Annotated in this window: 14 protein-coding genes; 2 read left to right on the forward strand and 12 right to left on the reverse strand. The window is 59.8% G+C overall.

Going from position 1 to position 18,073, the window contains the following annotated elements:
* Positions 1-334: 334 nt before the first annotated feature.
* The 12 genes from U9R61_RS19245 to U9R61_RS19300 form a co-directional block, all read right to left on the reverse strand.
* Positions 335-832, reverse strand: coding sequence for a hydrogenase maturation protease (locus U9R61_RS19245; protein ID WP_322490428.1), 498 nt, complete (start codon positions 830-832; stop codon positions 335-337).
* 348 nt (positions 833-1,180) lie between these two features.
* Positions 1,181-2,602, reverse strand: a complete 1,422-nt coding sequence (locus tag U9R61_RS19250) for a Ni/Fe hydrogenase subunit alpha (RefSeq protein ID WP_322490429.1) — start codon at positions 2,600-2,602, stop codon at positions 1,181-1,183.
* A gap of 75 nt (positions 2,603-2,677) precedes the next feature.
* Positions 2,678-3,211: an oxidoreductase gene (locus U9R61_RS19255; RefSeq protein ID WP_322490430.1), complete on the reverse strand. Its 534-nt coding sequence runs from the start codon at positions 3,209-3,211 to the stop codon at positions 2,678-2,680.
* Between the two features lie 18 nt (positions 3,212-3,229).
* Positions 3,230-3,937: a bidirectional hydrogenase complex protein HoxU gene (gene hoxU, locus U9R61_RS19260; RefSeq protein ID WP_322490431.1), complete on the reverse strand. Its 708-nt coding sequence runs from the start codon at positions 3,935-3,937 to the stop codon at positions 3,230-3,232.
* The gene (locus U9R61_RS19265; protein ID WP_322490432.1) at positions 3,927-5,534 is read right to left on the reverse strand and encodes a NuoF family protein; all 1,608 of its coding nucleotides are present in this window, start codon (positions 5,532-5,534) and stop codon (positions 3,927-3,929) included. The genes hoxU and U9R61_RS19265 overlap by 11 nt, the downstream gene beginning before the upstream one ends.
* 2 nt (positions 5,535-5,536) lie before the next feature.
* A complete protein-coding gene (gene hoxE, locus U9R61_RS19270; protein WP_322490433.1) occupies positions 5,537-6,058 on the reverse strand; it encodes a bidirectional hydrogenase complex protein HoxE in 522 nt (173 codons plus the stop codon).
* A gap of 316 nt (positions 6,059-6,374) precedes the next feature.
* Positions 6,375-8,699: a sodium-translocating pyrophosphatase gene (locus U9R61_RS19275; RefSeq protein ID WP_322490434.1), complete on the reverse strand. Its 2,325-nt coding sequence runs from the start codon at positions 8,697-8,699 to the stop codon at positions 6,375-6,377.
* A 189-nt stretch (positions 8,700-8,888) separates the two neighbouring features.
* Complete coding sequence (locus tag U9R61_RS19280; protein WP_322490435.1) at positions 8,889-9,746, reverse strand: STAS domain-containing protein; 858 nt, start codon at positions 9,744-9,746, stop codon at positions 8,889-8,891.
* A 130-nt stretch (positions 9,747-9,876) separates the two neighbouring features.
* Positions 9,877-10,737 carry an STAS domain-containing protein gene (locus U9R61_RS19285; RefSeq protein WP_322490436.1) on the reverse strand — a complete coding sequence of 287 codons (861 nt, stop codon included), beginning with the start codon at positions 10,735-10,737 and terminating at the stop codon, positions 9,877-9,879.
* Positions 10,738-10,759: 22 nt separating this feature from the next.
* A complete protein-coding gene (locus U9R61_RS19290; RefSeq protein WP_322490437.1) occupies positions 10,760-11,605 on the reverse strand; it encodes an STAS domain-containing protein in 846 nt (281 codons plus the stop codon).
* Positions 11,606-11,626: 21 nt separating this feature from the next.
* A complete protein-coding gene (gene proS / locus U9R61_RS19295) occupies positions 11,627-13,069 on the reverse strand; it encodes a proline--tRNA ligase (RefSeq protein WP_322490438.1) in 1,443 nt (480 codons plus the stop codon).
* Between the two features lie 158 nt (positions 13,070-13,227).
* Entirely contained in the window at positions 13,228-13,473 is a 246-nt protein-coding gene (locus U9R61_RS19300) for a hypothetical protein (RefSeq protein ID WP_322490439.1), read from the reverse strand.
* A 205-nt stretch (positions 13,474-13,678) separates the two neighbouring features.
* On the opposite strand from U9R61_RS19300, the gene U9R61_RS19305 reads away from it, so the two are divergent.
* Together U9R61_RS19305 and pulA are read left to right on the forward strand one after the other, a co-directional pair.
* Positions 13,679-14,254, forward strand: a complete 576-nt coding sequence (locus U9R61_RS19305; RefSeq protein ID WP_322490440.1) for a DUF1997 domain-containing protein — start codon at positions 13,679-13,681, stop codon at positions 14,252-14,254.
* A 159-nt stretch (positions 14,255-14,413) separates the two neighbouring features.
* Complete coding sequence (gene pulA / locus U9R61_RS19310) at positions 14,414-17,953, forward strand: pullulanase-type alpha-1,6-glucosidase (RefSeq protein WP_322490441.1); 3,540 nt, start codon at positions 14,414-14,416, stop codon at positions 17,951-17,953.
* Positions 17,954-18,073: the final 120 nt, after the last annotated feature.

Raw genomic sequence — 18,073 nt, forward strand, 5'->3', positions numbered from 1 at the left:
CCACGCGTGCCTGTTCAGGTGCCAACGCTCTCACCCCCTAGCCAGTAGGCTAGGGGGTTGTGTTTTTCGCCGCCCGCGCGCCGGCGAGCGCTGTTCTGAAGTTGTTCTACGCCGGTAGCATTGGCGTCAGAGCGAGGTCGCTCAGGTGGTCCTTGCTGTGGCGACGGCTACCCAAACACGATTAGTTATGGAGTGCAGCAGTAGACTGCCGCACTCCACAATTGGAGCTGCCGAAGCGTTGATTTATTGCGTAACATACGCTAGCTTTTGCCGGCCAGGTCTGTGATAGGCCTATCCCCGGTGATGTGCTGCAACACCGTGCCACTACTAGCGATTAACCAACGGCCCGCGCTTGCAATGGCCAATAACGCCGTCTGAGATAAGCCCGTGCGAGTCGGGCGGCATGCGCGACCGCTCGCGCTGTAGCAGGACTGAGCACTAAACTGAGTGAGGTATCGTAGGCGGGGATAGTGATTAAGACTGCGCGCGGCGCGTGACCGTAGAGGATGCGGGCAAGGGTTAATAACGTTGCCGGATCACTCTGGTGACTTGAGGTGAGGACGGTGGCCGGTTCAATGAGGCGCACTTCGACGTTCGTGCGATCAACTGCGGCATCGAGGAAGATGACCCGCCGTGAGCGGGCAATGACCGCCGCGAGTTCCGGTGTCAGTTGGGCCTGCGTGATCACTTGTAAGCCGGTAACACGCCATTGCCGCATCAGCTCGGCTGCGGCTTGCCCAGCGTAATCATCGCCACGTACCGGGCTGCCGTACCCGATGATCAGACCCTGCGGTGCTACTGCCGGGCATCGACGCTGGCAGATGTGCCCCATAGCCAACCCTTTCCGCGAGGTGCTTGGTAAGAGTAGTAACAATTATAACGCAAAAAACTTGATATGACGATAGGGTATCGTTGTAAAATTTCTACTGTTTGAACTTTGTTGTCTGTGAATAATATCTTTTTGGTTGCTTCTCCCTCCTTATCCTCTATCATTGCAATATACAGTGTGCTCTCGTCCATCGCTGGCTGTTGGTTCGCGCATCGATAGCGACGCCGTTGCTACAGTGGAAATGGCTGCGGGCGGACTTGGACATGAGAGGGGTTGACCAATTCCGGCCGCAGCAACGATACGATGATTGGCGCGGCTCGTGATCGCGAGCCGCGTTCCTTTACCACTGCCTTAACGGCGTACCCGATCAAGCAACTCGCCTTGTGGGTTGTACAACTCGACTTCCATCGCCATCTGCCCCACGGCGTGGGTCGAGCAGCTTAGGCACGGATCGTAGGCGCGCACTCCGGCTTCGATCCGGTTGAGAATGCCTTGATCAAATTGGCCGTTGCGGATGTAGCTCTGGGCAATCTGGCCGACCGTGCGATTAATGGCCAAATTGTTCTGGCCGGTGGCGATGATCAAGTTCACATCTGTGATCAAACCCTTGTCATCGACCTTGTAGTGGTGGAAGAGCGTGCCGCGCGGCGCTTCGCTCACGCCGACCGCCTCGCGGCGATTGACGCCGGCGTTGGCACGGAGCTCATTCGAGAGCAGATCGTCGTCTTCGACCAGCATCTCCATGCGTTCGAGCGCAGCAATAATCTCGATCAGCCGGGCGTGGTGGTAGTAGAAGCTGCCCTCGATCACCGGCCCGGCTTGCTCGCGCAGTTCGTGCAGCTCGGTATCGGCCCGTGGCGCTCCCATGGTAGAGCAGACGTTAATCCGCGCCAATGGCCCAACCCGGTACATCCCACCCGGATAACCGAGTGCCCGAATGTAGGGGAACTTCAGGTAGCTCCACGGTTCGACCGCTTCGCCGATGACATCGCGATAATCGATCGGATCGAGCTCGTCGATCAGAATTTTGCCGGTATGATCGATCACGCGCAACTTGCCGCCGTAGTGCATCCAGCGCCCGCTCGGCCCGACCATTCCCAGATACAGGCTGGGAAAGACGCCAAAGGTCTCGATTTCGCGCTGGTAGCGTTCGGCCAGATGTTTCAGCCGCCCGATCGCATCGAGCGCAATCGTCAGCATCTCAGGGATCTTGGCGCGAATCTGGTCGCGCCCGCTCTGGCTCAGTCCATTGCGCACCCCTCCCGGCACGGCCCATGCCGGGTGAATCTTGCGCCCTCCCAGCAACTCGATCACTTCTTGCCCAAACTGGCGCAACCGGATGCCGTTGCGGGCAAGATAGGGATCGGCAGCGATCAACCCGAAGACGTTGCGCTGTGCCGGATCGCTGTCAAAGCCGAGCATTAAATCGGGGCCGCTGAGATGGAAGAAGCTCAGCGCGTGCGATTGGATAATCTGGCCGAGATTCATCAACCGGCGCAATTTTTCGGCTGCCGGTGGAATCAGCACCGCCAGCAGGCCGTCACCGGCGCGGGCCGAGGCCAGCAAATGGCTGACCGGGCAGATGCCGCAAATGCGCGCCGTAATGCCGGGCATCTCCCAGAAGGGTCGCCCGATGCAGAAGCGCTCGAAGCCGCGAAACTCGGTGACGTGAAATCGAGTCTCGGCGACATCACCCGCTTCGTCGAGGTGAATGCTAATCTTGGCATGGCCCTCGATGCGCGTGACAGGATCGATGACGATACGTTGGCCCATCGCGCACTCCTTGTATGTATGGTGAGAGCAGCGTTGCAACGTGACAATGGTGGTCGCGTCGCTGCCGCTATGAGTCTAGCCGTAGCGAATATCAGCCGCCGGTTCGCGCCCTTCAATCAACGTTTCCAGCAAGGCCCGAATCCGTGGCGCCGAAGGCGGGCACCCCGGCAAGTAGTAGTCAACCGGAATAACATGATGCACCGGCACCACTTTATCGAGCAGCACCGGCACGATCCCCGGATCGTGCGGAATGATGCCACCCGGATCGCCGTGCTCAATGTAGACCTGTTGCAAGACGTTCTGGGCCGGGCCGAGCGGATTGCGCAGCGCGGTGACGTTACCGGTGACGGCGCAGTCGCCGAACGAGACGATGATCTTGCTGTGGCGGCGCGCCGTATGGGCCAATTCGAGATGTTCGTCGTTGGCGATTGCGCCTTCGATCAGGGTCAGATCAACATTGGGCGGGAAGCGTTTGGTATCGGCGATCGGGCTATAGACCAAATCGGCGCGCGCGGCCAGCTCGATCAGCCATTCGTCGAGATCGAGCAACGACATGTGGCAGCCCGAACAGCCGCCTAACCAGATGGTAGCAATACGTAGCCGGCTCATGCACCTCTCCTTGCACGCCTACCAGCGCTGTTTGCGCGCTTCGACAATTAATGCAATCCGTTCGCTGGCAAGGGGCCGCTCGCCAACCGTGACACCGCGCGGGAAGATCGCGCCGGTCGGGCAGGCGAGTTGGCACTTGCCGCAACTGGTGCAGGTAGTCGATGTCCCCCACGGCTGGTTCATATCAGTAATCACCCGCGCATCAACCCCTCGTCCGGCCACATCCCACGTATGCACGCCTTCGATCTCGTCACAGGCGCGTACGCAGCGGGTGCAGAGTATGCAGCGGTTGTGGTCGATGCCGAACCGTGGATGCGAAATATCCACCGGGCAGTCGGGTGAGAGGTATTCATAGCGCACGTGATCCATCCCGACCATACCGGCCAGCCGTTGCAGTTCGCAGTGGCCGCTGGCCACACACACCGAACAGACGTGGTTGCGCTCAGCGAAGAGCAGTTCGATGATCTGCCGCCGGTAAGACTGTAGGCGCGGCGTGTTGGTATGCACGACCATCCCTTCACTGACCATCGTCATACAGGCTGGCTGCAATCGGCGCTGTCCTTCAATTTCCACCAGACACAGCCGGCATGCCCCCACATTAGACAGGCCATCGAGATGGCAGAGTGTCGGAATCGTGATCCCGGCCTCGCGGATGGCTGTCAGCAGCGTCTCACCGGGACGGGCCGAAACGAGATGTCCGTCAATGGTAAGGGTTTTAGCTGCCATGGTTGCCCTCCGCGCCGATCAACTCCTCGTATTCGTGCCGGAAGTAGTGCAAGGTGCTGAGCACCGGGTTGGGGGCCGATTGGCCTAACCCGCACAGACTCGTCTCGCGCATCAGCTCGCAGAGTTCTTCAATCTTGACCAAATCGCTGGCATGCGCTTGCCGGTTGCGTAGTTTGGTCAACATATTCAGGAGCTGCACCGTGCCTACCCGGCACGGAATGCACTTACCGCACGACTCATCTTTGCAAAACTCCATATAGAACCGGGCGACATCAACCATGTTGGTATGTTCATCCATCACCACCATGCCGCCCGACCCCATAATCGAGCCAACTGCAGCCAGCGACTCGTAATCGACCGGTGTATCAAACAGGCTGGCCGGAATGCAGCCGCCCGACGGGCCACCGGTTTGTACAGCTTTCACCGGAGTGCCATCGGGTGTACCGCCTCCCATCTCTTCCACAATCTCGCGCAGGGTAATGCCCATCGGCACTTCGATCAGGCCGGTGTTGCGGATCTTGCCAGTGAGAGCAAAGATCTTAGTGCCTTTGCTCTTCTCGGTGCCAATGCTGCTATACCATTCCGGGCCATTTTCGATGATTGCAGTGACATTAGCGAACGTTTCGACGTTGTTGATCAATGTTGGCATTCCCCACAACCCGCTCTCAGCCGGGTAGGGCGGGCGGGGGCGCGGTTGGCCGCGCCGGCCTTCAATTGAGGCGATCAAGGCCGTCTCTTCACCACAGACAAATGCGCCGGCGCCGACACGGATATCAACCCGGAAGTTAAACCCGCTCTCAAAGATTTGCGCGCCGAGCAACCCATGCCGGCGGGCCTGCGCGATTGCCTTTTGCAATCGCTCAATCGCCAGCGGATACTCGCCACGCACGTAGATAAAGCCTTGCTCGGCGCCGACGGCATACGCGGCAATCGCCATCCCCTCCAGCACGAGATGCGGATCGCTCTCAAGGATGCTGCGATCCATAAACGCACCCGGATCGCCCTCATCGGCGTTGCAGATCACAAATTTGCGCTCGCCGGGGCTTTTCGCCACCGTGGCCCACTTGAGGCCGGTCGGATAGCCGGCGCCGCCGCGTCCGCGCAGGCCGCTGCGGGTAATGGCCTGAATCACTTCAGCGGGGGTCATCTCGTGAATGACGTGATACAGCGAGCGATACCCGCCCACCGCAATATAATCTTCAATCCGGTCAGGGTTGATCAGACCGCAATGACGGCGGACAATCAACAACTGGCGGGTGAAGAAGGGATGGTCTTGGTCGCAACGGGCCACATGGCATGCGTGACCATCGAGCGCCGCAACAATCTCGGCGGCATCATCTGGTTTCACATGCTCGAACGTCTCGCCTAACGGTTCGATGCGTACAATTGGCCCGCGTCCGCACAAACCAAGACACCCGACGGCGCTGATATCTATCTCGACCTGCCGGCCCATTTCGGCCAGCAGTCCTTCAAGCCGGCGTTTGACCTCTAATGTACCTGACGCTTGGCAGCCGGTGGCAGAGCAGTGCAGGATGCGCAAGCGTGGACGCTGAGCGAGTTCGCGTTCGGCGATGGCTTCAAGTTCGTGGAGATCCATAATCACCTCTCGCGGCCAAGCAGCGCCTGAATCCGCGCTGCCAAATCGGAACGGTCGGCATGGCCGACCACTTCGCCATCAACCAAGGCTGCCGGCGCAAGCCCGCACGCGCCAAGGCAGCGGGCCGTGAGCAACGAGAAGCGGCCATCGGCGCTGGTGCGGCCAGCTTTCACGCCGCTTAGCTCTTCGAGTTCGCGCAGCAAGAGCGCTGCGCCGCGCACGTAGCAGGCGGTGCCTAAGCAGACGGTGCAGGTGTGTTCGCCTTGCGGGGCAAGCGAGAAGAAGTGATAGAAGGTGGCGACGCCGTAGACACGGCTCGGTGGCAAGCGGAGGCGCTGCGCGACGTCGCTCAGCAGCTCTGGCGAGAGGAACCCGTACAGCTCCTGCGCTTTGTGCAGGACTTCGATGAGCGCATCGCCCTGATACTGAAAGCGCTTCATCGTCGCTTCGAGGATCTTGCGCCGGTTATCGCCGGTAGGGTGCGCACCCCGGTCAGCAGCGGTCTCGGTCGTGGATGTCGTCATTGACTATCTCCCTGACTAATGAGCGGACGCTGGTTTGATATTAATCGATGTGCAACTGTTTTGGCGAAAAGAGTTGATTACCCGGCGTTAACGAAGTCGGGGTGCGCCGGGGGGGGGGGGCGATAGGCTAGAGGCAAGAAGCGGCATGTGCTTAGGAGATACGTGTAAGGGCGGGTTTCAAACCCGCCCTTACGACCCGCTCTTGCCTGAGCTGCTCTGATACACAAGCTGATCGAGTCTGCCTTTGCATCGGGGGGGATACCTATGCCCTTACGACCCGCTCTTGCCTGAGCTGCTCTGATGGCAATCACCACAACTAGTCCGCCGATGCCGGCGCCTGCGCGATCTCCTTCAGCGCCTCGCTCTCGCGCTTGCTCTGCCAGATTGCCCACACCAGCGCCGCGACACAGATGATCATGGCGACAATCACGCCGGGGTTGCCGGGCTCGATCGTGACGATGATCGGGGCGATGATCAGCGCCACCAGATTGATCACCTTAATCATCGGGTTCAGCGCGGGGCCAGACGTATCCTTCAGCGGATCGCCGACCGTATCGCCGACCACGGCTGCCTTGTGCGGTTCGCTATGCTTGCCGCCGAAGTTGCCTTCCTCGATATACTTCTTGGCGTTATCCCACGCGCCGCCGGCGTTGGCTTGGAAGACCGCCATCAACTGGCCGGTGAGGATAATGCCGGCGAGGAAGCCGCCCAACGCCTCAACCCCAAGCGTGAAGCCGACGATGATCGGCACCATCACCGCGATCAGACCAAGGCTGATCAGCTCCTTCTGCGCCGCCGTGGTCGAAATCTGCACCGCGCGCGCATAGTCAGGCACCACTTTGCCTTCCATCAGGCCGGGGATGCGGAATTGCCGGCGCACCTCGTTGACGATCTGCGCTGCCGCGCGCGACACGGCCCGAATGGTCAGCGCCGAGAAGAGGAACGGCACCGCACCGCCGATCAGCAAGCCGATAAAGACATCCGGTGCAGCGACGTTGATCGACGAGAGCAGATCGATACCCTTGGCGCCCTCATCGATCATCTGCTTGATCACCTTATTCACATCGGTGAAATACGAACCGTAGAGCGCCACCGCCGCGATTACCGCCGAACCGATCGCAATGCCCTTGGTGACTGCCTTGGTCGTATTGCCGACTGCGTCGAGGTCATCCATCACATTGCGCGCATTCTTATCGAGGCCGGCCATTTCGCCGATGCCATTCGCGTTATCGGAAATCGGGCCGAAGCTATCCATCGAAATCGTATTGCCGGTCAACAACAGCATGCCGATGCCCGTCAGCGACACGCCGTACAAAATCGCGGTGAACTGCGTCGCCGCCGGTTCGCCGGAGTAAATCAACACCGAGGTAAAGATCGACGCCGAGATGACCAAAATCGCCCAAACGCTACTCTCCATACCGAGGGCCAGACCAGAGAGGATATTGGTGGCTGAGCCGGTCTGCGACGCCTTCGAGGTCTCTTTGACCGGGCTAAAATGGGTGCTGGTGAAGTACTCGGTCAGTTTATCGAGCGCAATCGCTAAAATCACACCCGACAGGGTCGCAAAGAAGGGGCGCCAATCAACGTTACCGGCAGCATCAACCATAAAGACCGGCGTTGTCGCCGCGCTCGCGATAATGGCCAAGCCTGCCGCGATGTAGAAACCGCGGTTCATTGCCGCCATCGCGTTGCGCTTGCGCTCGTCGGTAGTGACGAACTGGTTGCCGATCACCGACGCGATCACGCCGATCGCGCGCAGCACCAGCGGGAAGATGATAAAGCGCAGGTCATACTGGCCATCGCCCATGATGCCGGCCACTGCATCGCCCAGCACAATGCCGAGGATCATCGCCGACACGAGCGTCACCTCGAAGCTCTCGAACACGTCGGCGGCCATACCGGCGCAGTCGCCGACGTTATCGCCCACGAGGTCGGCAATCACCGCCGCATTGCGCGGATCGTCTTCAGGAATGCCGGCCTCAACCTTCCCGACGAGATCGGCGCCGACGTCAGCCGCCTTAGTATAGATACCGCCGCCGACGCGCATAAAGAGCGCGATCAGCGAGCCGCCGAAGCCGAAGCCGAGCAAGGCATCGGGGGCGGCAATGCCGAAGACCATAAAGATCAGCGTGCCGCCGAGCAGGCCGAGACCGACGGTGAGCATCCCGGTCACTGAGCCGGATTTATACGCCACTTGCAGCGCCGGATTGTAGCCCTTGCGTGACGCCGCGGCCACCCGCACGTTACCCTCAACCGCGACATTCATGCCAACGAAGCCAACCGCGTAGCTAAAAAGCGAGCCCATCAGGAAGGCCACTGCGCGCCCAATTGCTACCCAGAGCGTCGCTGCTTCTTTGCTGCCAAACCGCTCGACCGCTTCGGTCGTTGGCGGAATGATAAACACACTAGCTGCCAAGACGAAGGTCAAAATCACGATCAAAATTGAAATGGTGCGGAATTGCTGGCTCAGATAGGCATTGGCGCCGGTTTTGATATACCCCCAGACCTCGCGCATACGGGGTGTTCCCGTATCTTGGGCGAGGATCTGGCTGCGGATGAAGAAAGCGTACCCAATTCCGAGCAGCGAAACAACGAGCACAGCCCAGACCGCAAGACTTTGGACGGCGTTCAGATCCTGCATGACCCCAACTCCTTCGTTGCACGAATGCACGACCCGATGTGATTGCCGGCGCGGCGCGCAATACGCGGGGCGCTGGTTATAGTGGAAAAGACCTTGCTGTAGACGTGGATTATTCTAGCATAGCCGAGTTACGATTGCAACGGGCGGTACAAATGTGATGTTGGGCAGAAACAGTGCGAAAGTCGTGCATTACCGCCGTCTAATCTGTTTGCCGAGCCGGCGCAGGGCCAACTCGATGCCGTTTTGCAGATTGGCGCCAATCGCGATGCCGCTCAGATCCACCCCAAGCTGGACGATTGTCTGTGCGATTTCGGGGCCGATCCCGACCAAGATCACTTGCGCGCCGATCAATTGCGCTGCCCGCGCCGTCTGCAAGAGATAATTGGCGACGGCGGTATCGATCACCGGCACGCCGGTAATGTCAATAAGCACAATATCCGATTGGCGATCGGCGATGGCGGTGAGCAGGCGTTCCATAATCTGGCCGGCGCGGAAGCTGTCGATTGCGCCAATCAGGGGCAACACCAAGATGTCTTGATACAGCGGCAAGATCGGGGTGCTCAACTCGCGAATGGTTTCTTGCTGCACCGCGATGTGCTTGGCCTGATCGCGCAATTGGTCATACACCTGATGGTACGTTTGGGTGAAACTGGTGACCATTGCCCGCTTAAACTGCCCGATCATGTCTTCCACGATCCGCGCGATCTCAATCGTACAGGCGGGTTGGCGGGCGGCAAAATCTTCTAAGGCATCCCACGTCAAGTTGCGGAAGATATTCACTGCTACCAGCACATCGGTGAGCATAAACCCTTCGTAGGCGCGCATTTCGCCCAATGCCTCGGCGTGGGCAATAAATGGCAGCAAGTCTTGGTTGCCAATCGCTTCGGCGAGGGCTTCAATAGTCAGGCTTACGGTGGGCAGCAACTCTTCCTGCGCCAGACGGGCATACCCCGCACTCTGTCGCTGCACACTCTGCGCCAGTTCCGCCAGCATCTCGGCCCGGCGGGCAAGGAGAAAATCTTGGAGTTCAGTAAAGACGGTGGTCACGCGACCTCCTCGTCGCCCTCATGGCTCAGCGCAGCCACGCGCTGGCATACTCAACGCTAGGATGCCCGCCTTGGGCATAACCAGAACACACCGCCCCGTCTGCGCTTCTTGGTGTGTCTCTACCTATGACCTATGCTGCTGGTTTGATCGCACTCCCGATGCGGCGCAGGGCCAACTCGATGCCGTTTTGCAGATTGGCGCCAATCGCGATACCGCTCAGATCCACCCCAAGCTGGACGATCGTCTGCGCGATTTCGGGGCCGATCCCGACCAAGATCACTTGTGTGCCGATCAATTGCGCCGCTCGCGCGGTCTGCAAGAGATAATTGGCGACAGCGGTGTCGATCACCGGCACGCCGGTAATGTCGATAATCACGATATCCGATTGGCGTTCGGCGATGGCGGTGAGCAGGCGTTCCATAATCTGGCTAGCGCGGAAGCTGTCGATAACGCCAACCAGCGGCAAGACCAAAATCCCTTCGTAGAGCGGCAAGATGGGCGTGCTCAGCTCGCGGATGGTCTGTTGTTGCGCTTCGATCTGCTCGGCCTGATCGTGAATCTGGGCTTGCATGGTGCGGTAGACGACGCTAAAACTGGTGAGCAACGTCTTGCCGAACTCTTGCAAGAGATCTTCAATTCGCCGGACGTGGTTGACCGTCACGACGTGGCAGTCGCGGTCAAACGCTTCCACAATATCCCATGTCACATGCCGCAATTCGTTCAGGGCAGCAAACATATCAGCGGCAATAAAGCCGCTAGCCGCGCGCGTTTCGCCAACCGCGCGGGCATGGTTGCGGAACGGTTGAGAATCATCGGTGCTGATCGCATGCAACAAGGCTGTCAATGAGGTGGTCACGGCTTGCAGCAGCGTTGCCCGATCCATTGTGGCGTAATTTGGTTGTTGCGCGCGCAAGCGATCGACGAATGCCTCGGCGTTCGCGGCCAGATGAGCTTCGGCGAAGGCGACGATATCGGCAAAGATTTTCGGCATAGGATCATCACCGGGCAAACAATTAGCGAATCGCGTATCCCAGCTGGCCGAGCGCCAATTCAATCCCAGCTTGCAGATTGGCGCCGATCTGGATATTGCGCAGATCAACCCCAAGCTGGACAATCGTCTGGGCAATTTCCGGGCCAATGCCCACCAAAATGACTTGCGCGCCGATCAATTGGGCGGCGCGCGCGGTCTGCAAGAGGTAGTTGGCGACAGCGGTATCAATCACCGGCACGCCGGTGATGTCGATAATGACTATATCCGACTGCCGTTCAGCGATGGCGGTGAGCAGGCGTTCCATAATCTGGCCGGCGCGGAAGCTATCGATCGCGCCAACCAATGGCAAGACCAAGATGCCTTCGTACAGTGGCAAAATCGGCGTGCTCAGCTCGCGGATGGTCTGTTGTTGGGCTTCGATCTGCTTGGCCTGATCGCGTAGCTCTTGCTGGAGGGCGAGCATCGCTTGGCTGTAGCCGAGCAGCAGCAGCCGATTAAACTCGTTGATCGCATCCTCAAAGCGCCGCACATCGCCGATTGAGACCCGATCATTGCCGAAAGCGTCAAGTTCTTGCCAGCAAAACTCGCGAATGCGCGTCACCACGGTCATCATATCGTCGAGCGAGAAGCCCATGCGGGCGCGGCGCTGGCCGATTTGGGGCGCCCATTCGTTGATCGGCGCACTGTTGTTGTCACCGAAGAGCGCGCAGATCGTTTCAACTGATCGTTGCAAGGCCGGGCTTAATTCATCGGCGGGGATAGCGGCATAACCGCTGCTCTCGGCTTGCACGGCTTGGCACAAACGTTCGCGCGTTTGTGGGATACGCTCGCGGATGAAGGCGGCTAAATTGGTTAACGTTATGCTCATGGCGCTCCTCGGCGACACACACTAATAGGCGCGGGCAAAGATGACTTGCCGATCGGTTTCGCGACCGGTATAGCTGCAGCGGCCCACTGTGCCGGGTTGCTCAAGCGGGATGCAGCGGATGGTTGCCCGCGTCTCCTCTTGGATGCGCTTTTCGTCGGCGGTATCGCCAGCCCAGAACGCGCGGGCAAAACCGCGTTCGACCTGTTCCTTCAGCTCTTCGTATGTCGTGACATCAGCGGTATGGGCCTCGCGGAAGGCAAGGGCGCGCTGGAAGAGACCGGTCTGCATTTCGGCCAGCAGGGCCTCGATCCGCTCGGTTAGGCCGGCCTGCGGTACGAAGCTCTTGCCGGCTTTGCCGGGAACATCGCGGCGAGCGAGGGCGACCGTCTCTTTGGTGACATCTTTCGGCCCGATCTCGATCCGCACCGGCACCCCCTTTAGTTCCCACTCGTTAAACTTGTAGCCGGGGCTATAGTTATCGCGGTCGTCAACCTTAAACCGCAGCCGGCCCTTCCATGCGGCGGTCATACGGTTGACGGCTGCCATCACTGCGCTGCGCTCTTCATCATTCTTGTAAATTGGCACCACCACCACCTGAATCGGAGCCAAGCGCGGCGGTAGCACCAACCCTTCATCGTCCGAATGGGTCATAATCAGCGCACCGATCAGGCGCGTGCTCACCCCCCAGCTCGTCGTCCACGCATACTGGATGGTATTGTTCTGATCGGTAAACGTAATATCAAAGGCGCGGGCGAAATTTTGGCCGAGGTTATGCGAGGTGCCAGCCTGCAACGCGCGCCCGTCTTGCATCATCGCCTCGATACAATATGAACGAAGCGCGCCGGGGAATTTCTCTTTTTCGGTCTTGAGACCGCGGATCACCGGCACCGCCATCTCTTGTTCGACAAAATCGGCGTAGACCTCGTGGAGGATGCGCAACGTCTCTTCCTCGGCTTCGGCTTCGGTGGCGTGGGCGGTATGGCCCTCTTGCCACCAGAACTCGGCGGTGCGCAGGAAGGGGCGGGTGCGCATTTCCCAGCGCATCACGTTAGCCCACTGATTGTAGAGCAGCGGCAGATCGCGGTACGAGCGGATCCACTTGCTGTAGAAATAGCCGATGATCGTCTCACTAGTAGGGCGGATGACATACGGCTCGGCCAATTCTTCACCGCCGGCACGGGTGACTTCGGCCACTTCGGGAGCGAAGCCCTCGACGTGCTCGGCCTCTTTCATAATGAAGCTCTTGGGGATGAGCAGCGGGAACTGGACATTGGAGTGGCCGGTGGCTTTGATCCGGTCATCGAGCGCGCGTTGCATCAATTCCCAGATTGCCCAGCCGTGCGCCTTGACTACAATGCATCCGCGCACGACTTCGGCGACTTCGGCCAGATCGGCTTCGCGTACAATATCGAGGTACCACTGGTTATAATCAACGCTGCGTTGGGTAATAACATCTTTGGGCATGCCGCTTCCTCGGGCTGGTTATCAACGCTTATGCTCAGCGCGGCGCGCTGATTCCTACCGGTTATTATAGCCGACATGCGAGAAGAGAGTGCGGCGATAAAAACGCAAAGTGCGGGACGCATCGCCGCCCCGCCATTCCACCACTATTCCTAACGGAATTACTTCTTCAATTCTTGTTGCATTACGGCCATAATCCGATCAACATCAACGCCGGCCTCTTTAGCAAGCCGGATCTGCTCGAGCAGGCGGGCCTGCGCTTCAGCCAGCCGGCGCTGTTGAGTGACCTTCTCTTGTTCACGATCGGCTTGAGCCTGCTCTTCGGCCCACTTCCACGCCTGCTCCCAGAAGAGACCAACTTCACGGAACATCATGCTAAAGATGCCGCCGCTCTCTTTGACAGACATTGATCGCTCCTTCCCGCCGCCAGCCCGGCTGCGGCGCTATTATCGCGGTCCTGTTTCCCATTCTATTACGCAAAAAGCAAAACGTCAATCCTTGCCGGCGGGTTCTCGCTTGCACAAACCGCATGGAGATGCTATACTAGCCGTGATTGATGTCATATATGAAATTCGCGTGGTTTCGGTGACGAAGCTGCGCCGAGGAGCGTCTATGTCGGCGCCCTACACACCCTCTGTTGCCAGTGACGACCGCCGCCGGGCCGTCGATCTGAATGGCGCTGCTGTCCATCTCTTCCGCTTCAATGGCCCGCTTGATCTCGCCTACGAGTACTTCTGCGACATTCCAGCGGTGTTTAGTCTGTTGCCCGATGTGATCGAGGTCTTTGCGTATGCCCCCAACCGCTATCGCCTCGTCATCGGTGCGACCGACGGCCATGGCCACGCGATGGCTGGCTATTTCGATGTGACTGCGATCTTCGAGCCGCACCGCGCGATCCGGATTATGCCGGTCGATGATGGCCCGCCGATTGATCTGACCGGGTTTGTCTTCCCCGGCCAGCTCTTCGCCGAGGCGGTCTTTTACCCGCATGCCCATGGCACTGATATCGAATATACTGTCGAATTGGCGATGACGATACCTGTGCCGCGGGTGCTGTGGGTGATGCCTAGCAACGTGTTGCAAGCGATTGGCGAGCGGGCGATGGAACATAAGATGAACCATATGATCACCGGCTTTACCCGAGCCATCGATGCCGATTTCCATGCGTGGATCGGCGGCAATGGGTGATGGATAGTACGCGCAAGGCAGGCGCACGCTCAATTGTGGCATTGCGTAGGGGCGGGTTTCAAACCCGCCCTTACGTTTTCTTATGCCAGTTGCATTATTCCCGCAACCTGCTATACTACGCGCAAATAGTTTCGTTGCCAACTATCATAGGTGGACGCTATGCAGCTTCGTGTGTGGCACCGGCGCGCGTTGTTGGCGCTCTCAGTCTCGTTGTGGCTGGTCTGGTCGCTCGCTGCCTTGCCGATTGCGGCGCAAACCACGCCTGATCCCAAAACCGTCACCATTCCCGGCACGATCCAGAGTGTGCTTGGCTGCCCCGGCGATTGGCAGCCATCGTGTAGCATTACCTACCTAGCCTACGACCCGGCGGTTGATGTGTGGAGCGTGCGATTTGACTTGCCGGCGGGCTATTACGAGTACAAGGTTGCGCTGAACGATAGCTGGGCCGAGAATTATGGCCTCAATGCCCGCCGTGATGGGCCAAACATTCCGTTGCAGGTGCCCGCGCCAACGTCGGTGCGGTTTGTCTACGACCACAAGACCCACTGGGTGACAGATAGCATCAATACGCCGTTGATCGTTGCGGTGGGCGATTTCCAACCCGCCCTTGGCTGCGCCGCCGCCGATGATCCTACTTGTCTCGGTTCGTGGCTGCAAGACCCTGATGGTGACGGGTTGTATACCTTCACCACCAACCGCATCCCCGCCGGCGAGTACCGCTTGCGGTTGGCGATTGGCGAGACGCTGGAGGGTGCGATTGGCGAGGGCGGCCCGAATGGCCTGCCATTCGTGATCAAGGTGGACGAAGGCGGTGAGGTGTACGTTGGCTATAACGTAGGGAGTGGCGAAGTGACGATTTCGACCGCTGGCGTGCCGAAAGGCGATATTTCGCGCGCCCACGCCTATTGGGTCGATGCTGAGACGATCGTTTGGAATGTGATCGGAACGCCGCGTTATCGCTATGCCCTGTTTAGCGATCCGTCGGGTGCGATCAAGCTGACGCCGCAGGGGGTATCGGGCGGGCAACGGATCGATCTGACCTTTACGCCGGCCGGCCCCGGCCCGGCGCTGGCTAAGTTCCCCCATCTGGCCGGCTTTAGCGCCTTTAAGTTGCCGCCGCTCGACCGCGCGCGCCTGATCGGCCTCACCCGCGGCCAGTTGGTGGTGGCGATGTACGATGAAAATGGCCAGCCGCTCGATGCAACTCGCGTGCAGATCCCCGGCGCGCTCGATGCGCTCTTTCCCTACGATGGCCCGCTCGGTGTGACGATCGAGAATGGGGCGCCGGTGATCCGGGTGTGGGCGCCGACGGCGCGCCAAGTGCGGTTGCACCGCTTCGCCGATGCTAACCCCGATACGCGCGCGGTGGTCTTGCCGATGACGCTCGATGCTGCAACCGGCGTCTGGAGCATTCGCGGCGAGGCGAGCTGGATCGGCCAGTATTATCTGTTTGAGGTTGATGTCTATGTGCCGAGTGTGGGCCGGGTAGTGACGAATTTGGTCACTGACCCGTATTCGGTTTCGCTCAGCGCCAACAGCACCCGCAGCCAGATTATCGATCTGAACGATCCGGCTTTCCAGCCGTCCGGTTGGGCGACGCTCCAAAAGCCGCCGCTGGCCGCGCCCGAAGATGTGGTGCTTTACGAGCTGCACGTGCGCGATTTCAGCATTCTCGACGAGTCGGTGCCGACCGATCTGCGCGGCACTTTCCGCGCCTTCACCGTGCGCGACAGCATTGGCATGCGCCATCTGGCCGAATTGGCCGAGGCCGGCGTCACCCACGTTCATCTGTTGCCGGCGTTTGATATTGCCACCATCGAAGAGATTCGCGAGCGGCAAGTGCCGCTGCCCTACGAGCAACTGCGCGCGCTGCCGCCTGATTCACCTGAACAGCAGGCGCTGATCGAGCCGATCCGCGATCTCGACGGCTTCAACTGGGGGTACGATCCGTACCATTATTCAGTTCCGGAAGGCAGCTACAGCACCAATCCTGATGGCCCGCAGCGCGTTCTCGAATTCCGCGAGATGGTGCAGGCGCTTAACCAGACCGGTTTGCGCGTGGTGATGGATGTGGTCTATAACCACACGAACGCTAGCGGCCAAAACCCGCGGTCAGTGCTTGACCGGATTGTGCCCGGTTATTACCACCGGCTCGACGGTGATGGCAATGTGACTACTTCGACTTGTTGCCCCAATACCGCCACCGAGCACCGTATGATGGAGAAGTTGATGATCGACTCGGTGGTGCTGTGGGCGAAGTACTACAAGGTTGATGGCTTCCGCTTCGACTTGATGGGCCACCACATGAAGTACAACATGCTGGCGGTGCGGGAGGCGCTCGATGCGCTGACGCTTGAACGCGACGGCGTGGATGGCAAGTCGATCATCGTTTACGGCGAGGGGTGGAACTTCGGCGAAGTGGCGAACAACGCGCGTGGTATCAACGCGACCCAATTCAATATGGCCGGCACCGGCATCGGCACCTTCTCTGACCGGCTGCGCGACGCGGCCCGCGGCGGCGGCCCCTTCGACGATCCGCGCTTGCAAGGCTTCATTTCCGGCCTCGCCACTGATCCGAGCGACTTCCCGCAGGGTACCTCCGATGCGCAGCGGGTCAAACTGCTGGCCGAGACTGATCTGATCAAGCTGGGTTTGGCCGGCAATCTCAAGACGTACCGCATGGTTAACTACGAAGGCCGCACCGTGCCTGGCGAACAGATCAAGTACCGCGGCGCCGCCGGCGGCTACACCCTCGATCCGCAAGAGCAGATCGTCTACGTATCAGCCCACGACAACGAGACGCTGTTTGATGCGGTGCAGCTCAAAGCGGCGGCCACCACGCCGATCGCCGAGCGAGTGCGTATGGCGCAGCTCGGCCTGTCGCTGACCGCGCTGGCGCAGGGCATTCCCTTTTTCCACGCCGGCGATGAACTGCTGCGCTCGAAATCGCTCGACCGCAACAGCTACAATTCGTCCGACTGGTTCAACCGGATTGACTGGCGCGGCCAAGCGAATACCTTCGGTTCGGGGTTGCCGCCGGCGGGGGATAACCAGAGCAACTGGCCAATCATGGCCCCGCTGCTGGCCAACCCTGCCCTCAAGCCGGACGAGGCGCTGATGTGGGCGACCTACGACCACTTCCGCGAGATGCTGCGCATTCGCCGCAGTACGCCGCTCTTCCGGCTGCGCACCGCTGAAGAGGTCGAGCGGATGGTCTCGTTCTTCAATAACGGGCCGGATCAAATCCCCGGCCTGATCGTGATGAGCATCAGCGACAACGGCTCGGCGCGGCTTGATCCGAACATCGGGCAGGTGGTGGTGCTGTTCAATGCCCGGCCCGATCCGGTGACGATCACCATTCCCGAATTGGCCACCGGTGATCTGCGCTTGCACGACGTGCAGGTCGCTTCGAGCGACGGGCGGGTGACGCAATCGCGCTACAACGACGATGGCACGTTGAGCGTGCCCGGTCGCACCACCGCTGTCTTTGTTGGCCCGCGCCCGTTGGTAGCCGCATCCGCGCCTATGTCAACGGCGACCGCAGCGCCGGCACCGACCGAGGCGGTTTCCACTCCCACCCCCGCCGCCGAGCCAGCGCCGGTTGTCGGCAGCAGTGGCGCGCCGTGGTGGTTGTGGATTGTGTTGGCGGTGATTGCGTTGGGTGGCGCGGGCTTGTTCGTTGCCTGGCGCAGAAGGTAAAGGCGCAGAGACTCTCAACGCAAAGACGCAAAGGGCGCACAGATCGCCAAGGTTTTTTTGTTGTAGGGGCTAGAGTATGGCTGTACTAAAGCCCCCTGTTTCAACCACCTGTGCGACCTT

Origin of the sequence: Chloroflexus sp., assembly GCF_034431535.1 — a bacterium.
GTDB lineage: Bacteria > Chloroflexota > Chloroflexia > Chloroflexales > Chloroflexaceae > Chloroflexus.

Coding starts and splice junctions, on each gene's coding strand:
- U9R61_RS19245 (WP_322490428.1), bottom strand. CDS start 832: ATGGGGCACATCTGCCAGCGTCGATGCCCGGCAGTAGCACCGCAGGGT.
- U9R61_RS19250 (WP_322490429.1), bottom strand. CDS start 2,602: ATGGGCCAACGTATCGTCATCGATCCTGTCACGCGCATCGAGGGCCAT.
- U9R61_RS19255 (WP_322490430.1), bottom strand. CDS start 3,211: ATGAGCCGGCTACGTATTGCTACCATCTGGTTAGGCGGCTGTTCGGGC.
- hoxU (WP_322490431.1), bottom strand. CDS start 3,937: ATGGCAGCTAAAACCCTTACCATTGACGGACATCTCGTTTCGGCCCGT.
- U9R61_RS19265 (WP_322490432.1), bottom strand. CDS start 5,534: ATGGATCTCCACGAACTTGAAGCCATCGCCGAACGCGAACTCGCTCAG.
- hoxE (WP_322490433.1), bottom strand. CDS start 6,058: ATGACGACATCCACGACCGAGACCGCTGCTGACCGGGGTGCGCACCCT.
- U9R61_RS19275 (WP_322490434.1), bottom strand. CDS start 8,699: ATGCAGGATCTGAACGCCGTCCAAAGTCTTGCGGTCTGGGCTGTGCTC.
- U9R61_RS19285 (WP_322490436.1), bottom strand. CDS start 10,737: ATGCCGAAAATCTTTGCCGATATCGTCGCCTTCGCCGAAGCTCATCTG.
- U9R61_RS19290 (WP_322490437.1), bottom strand. CDS start 11,605: ATGAGCATAACGTTAACCAATTTAGCCGCCTTCATCCGCGAGCGTATC.
- proS (WP_322490438.1), bottom strand. CDS start 13,069: ATGCCCAAAGATGTTATTACCCAACGCAGCGTTGATTATAACCAGTGG.
- U9R61_RS19300 (WP_322490439.1), bottom strand. CDS start 13,473: ATGTCTGTCAAAGAGAGCGGCGGCATCTTTAGCATGATGTTCCGTGAA.
- U9R61_RS19305 (WP_322490440.1), top strand. CDS start 13,679: ATGTCGGCGCCCTACACACCCTCTGTTGCCAGTGACGACCGCCGCCGG.
- pulA (WP_322490441.1), top strand. CDS start 14,414: ATGCAGCTTCGTGTGTGGCACCGGCGCGCGTTGTTGGCGCTCTCAGTC.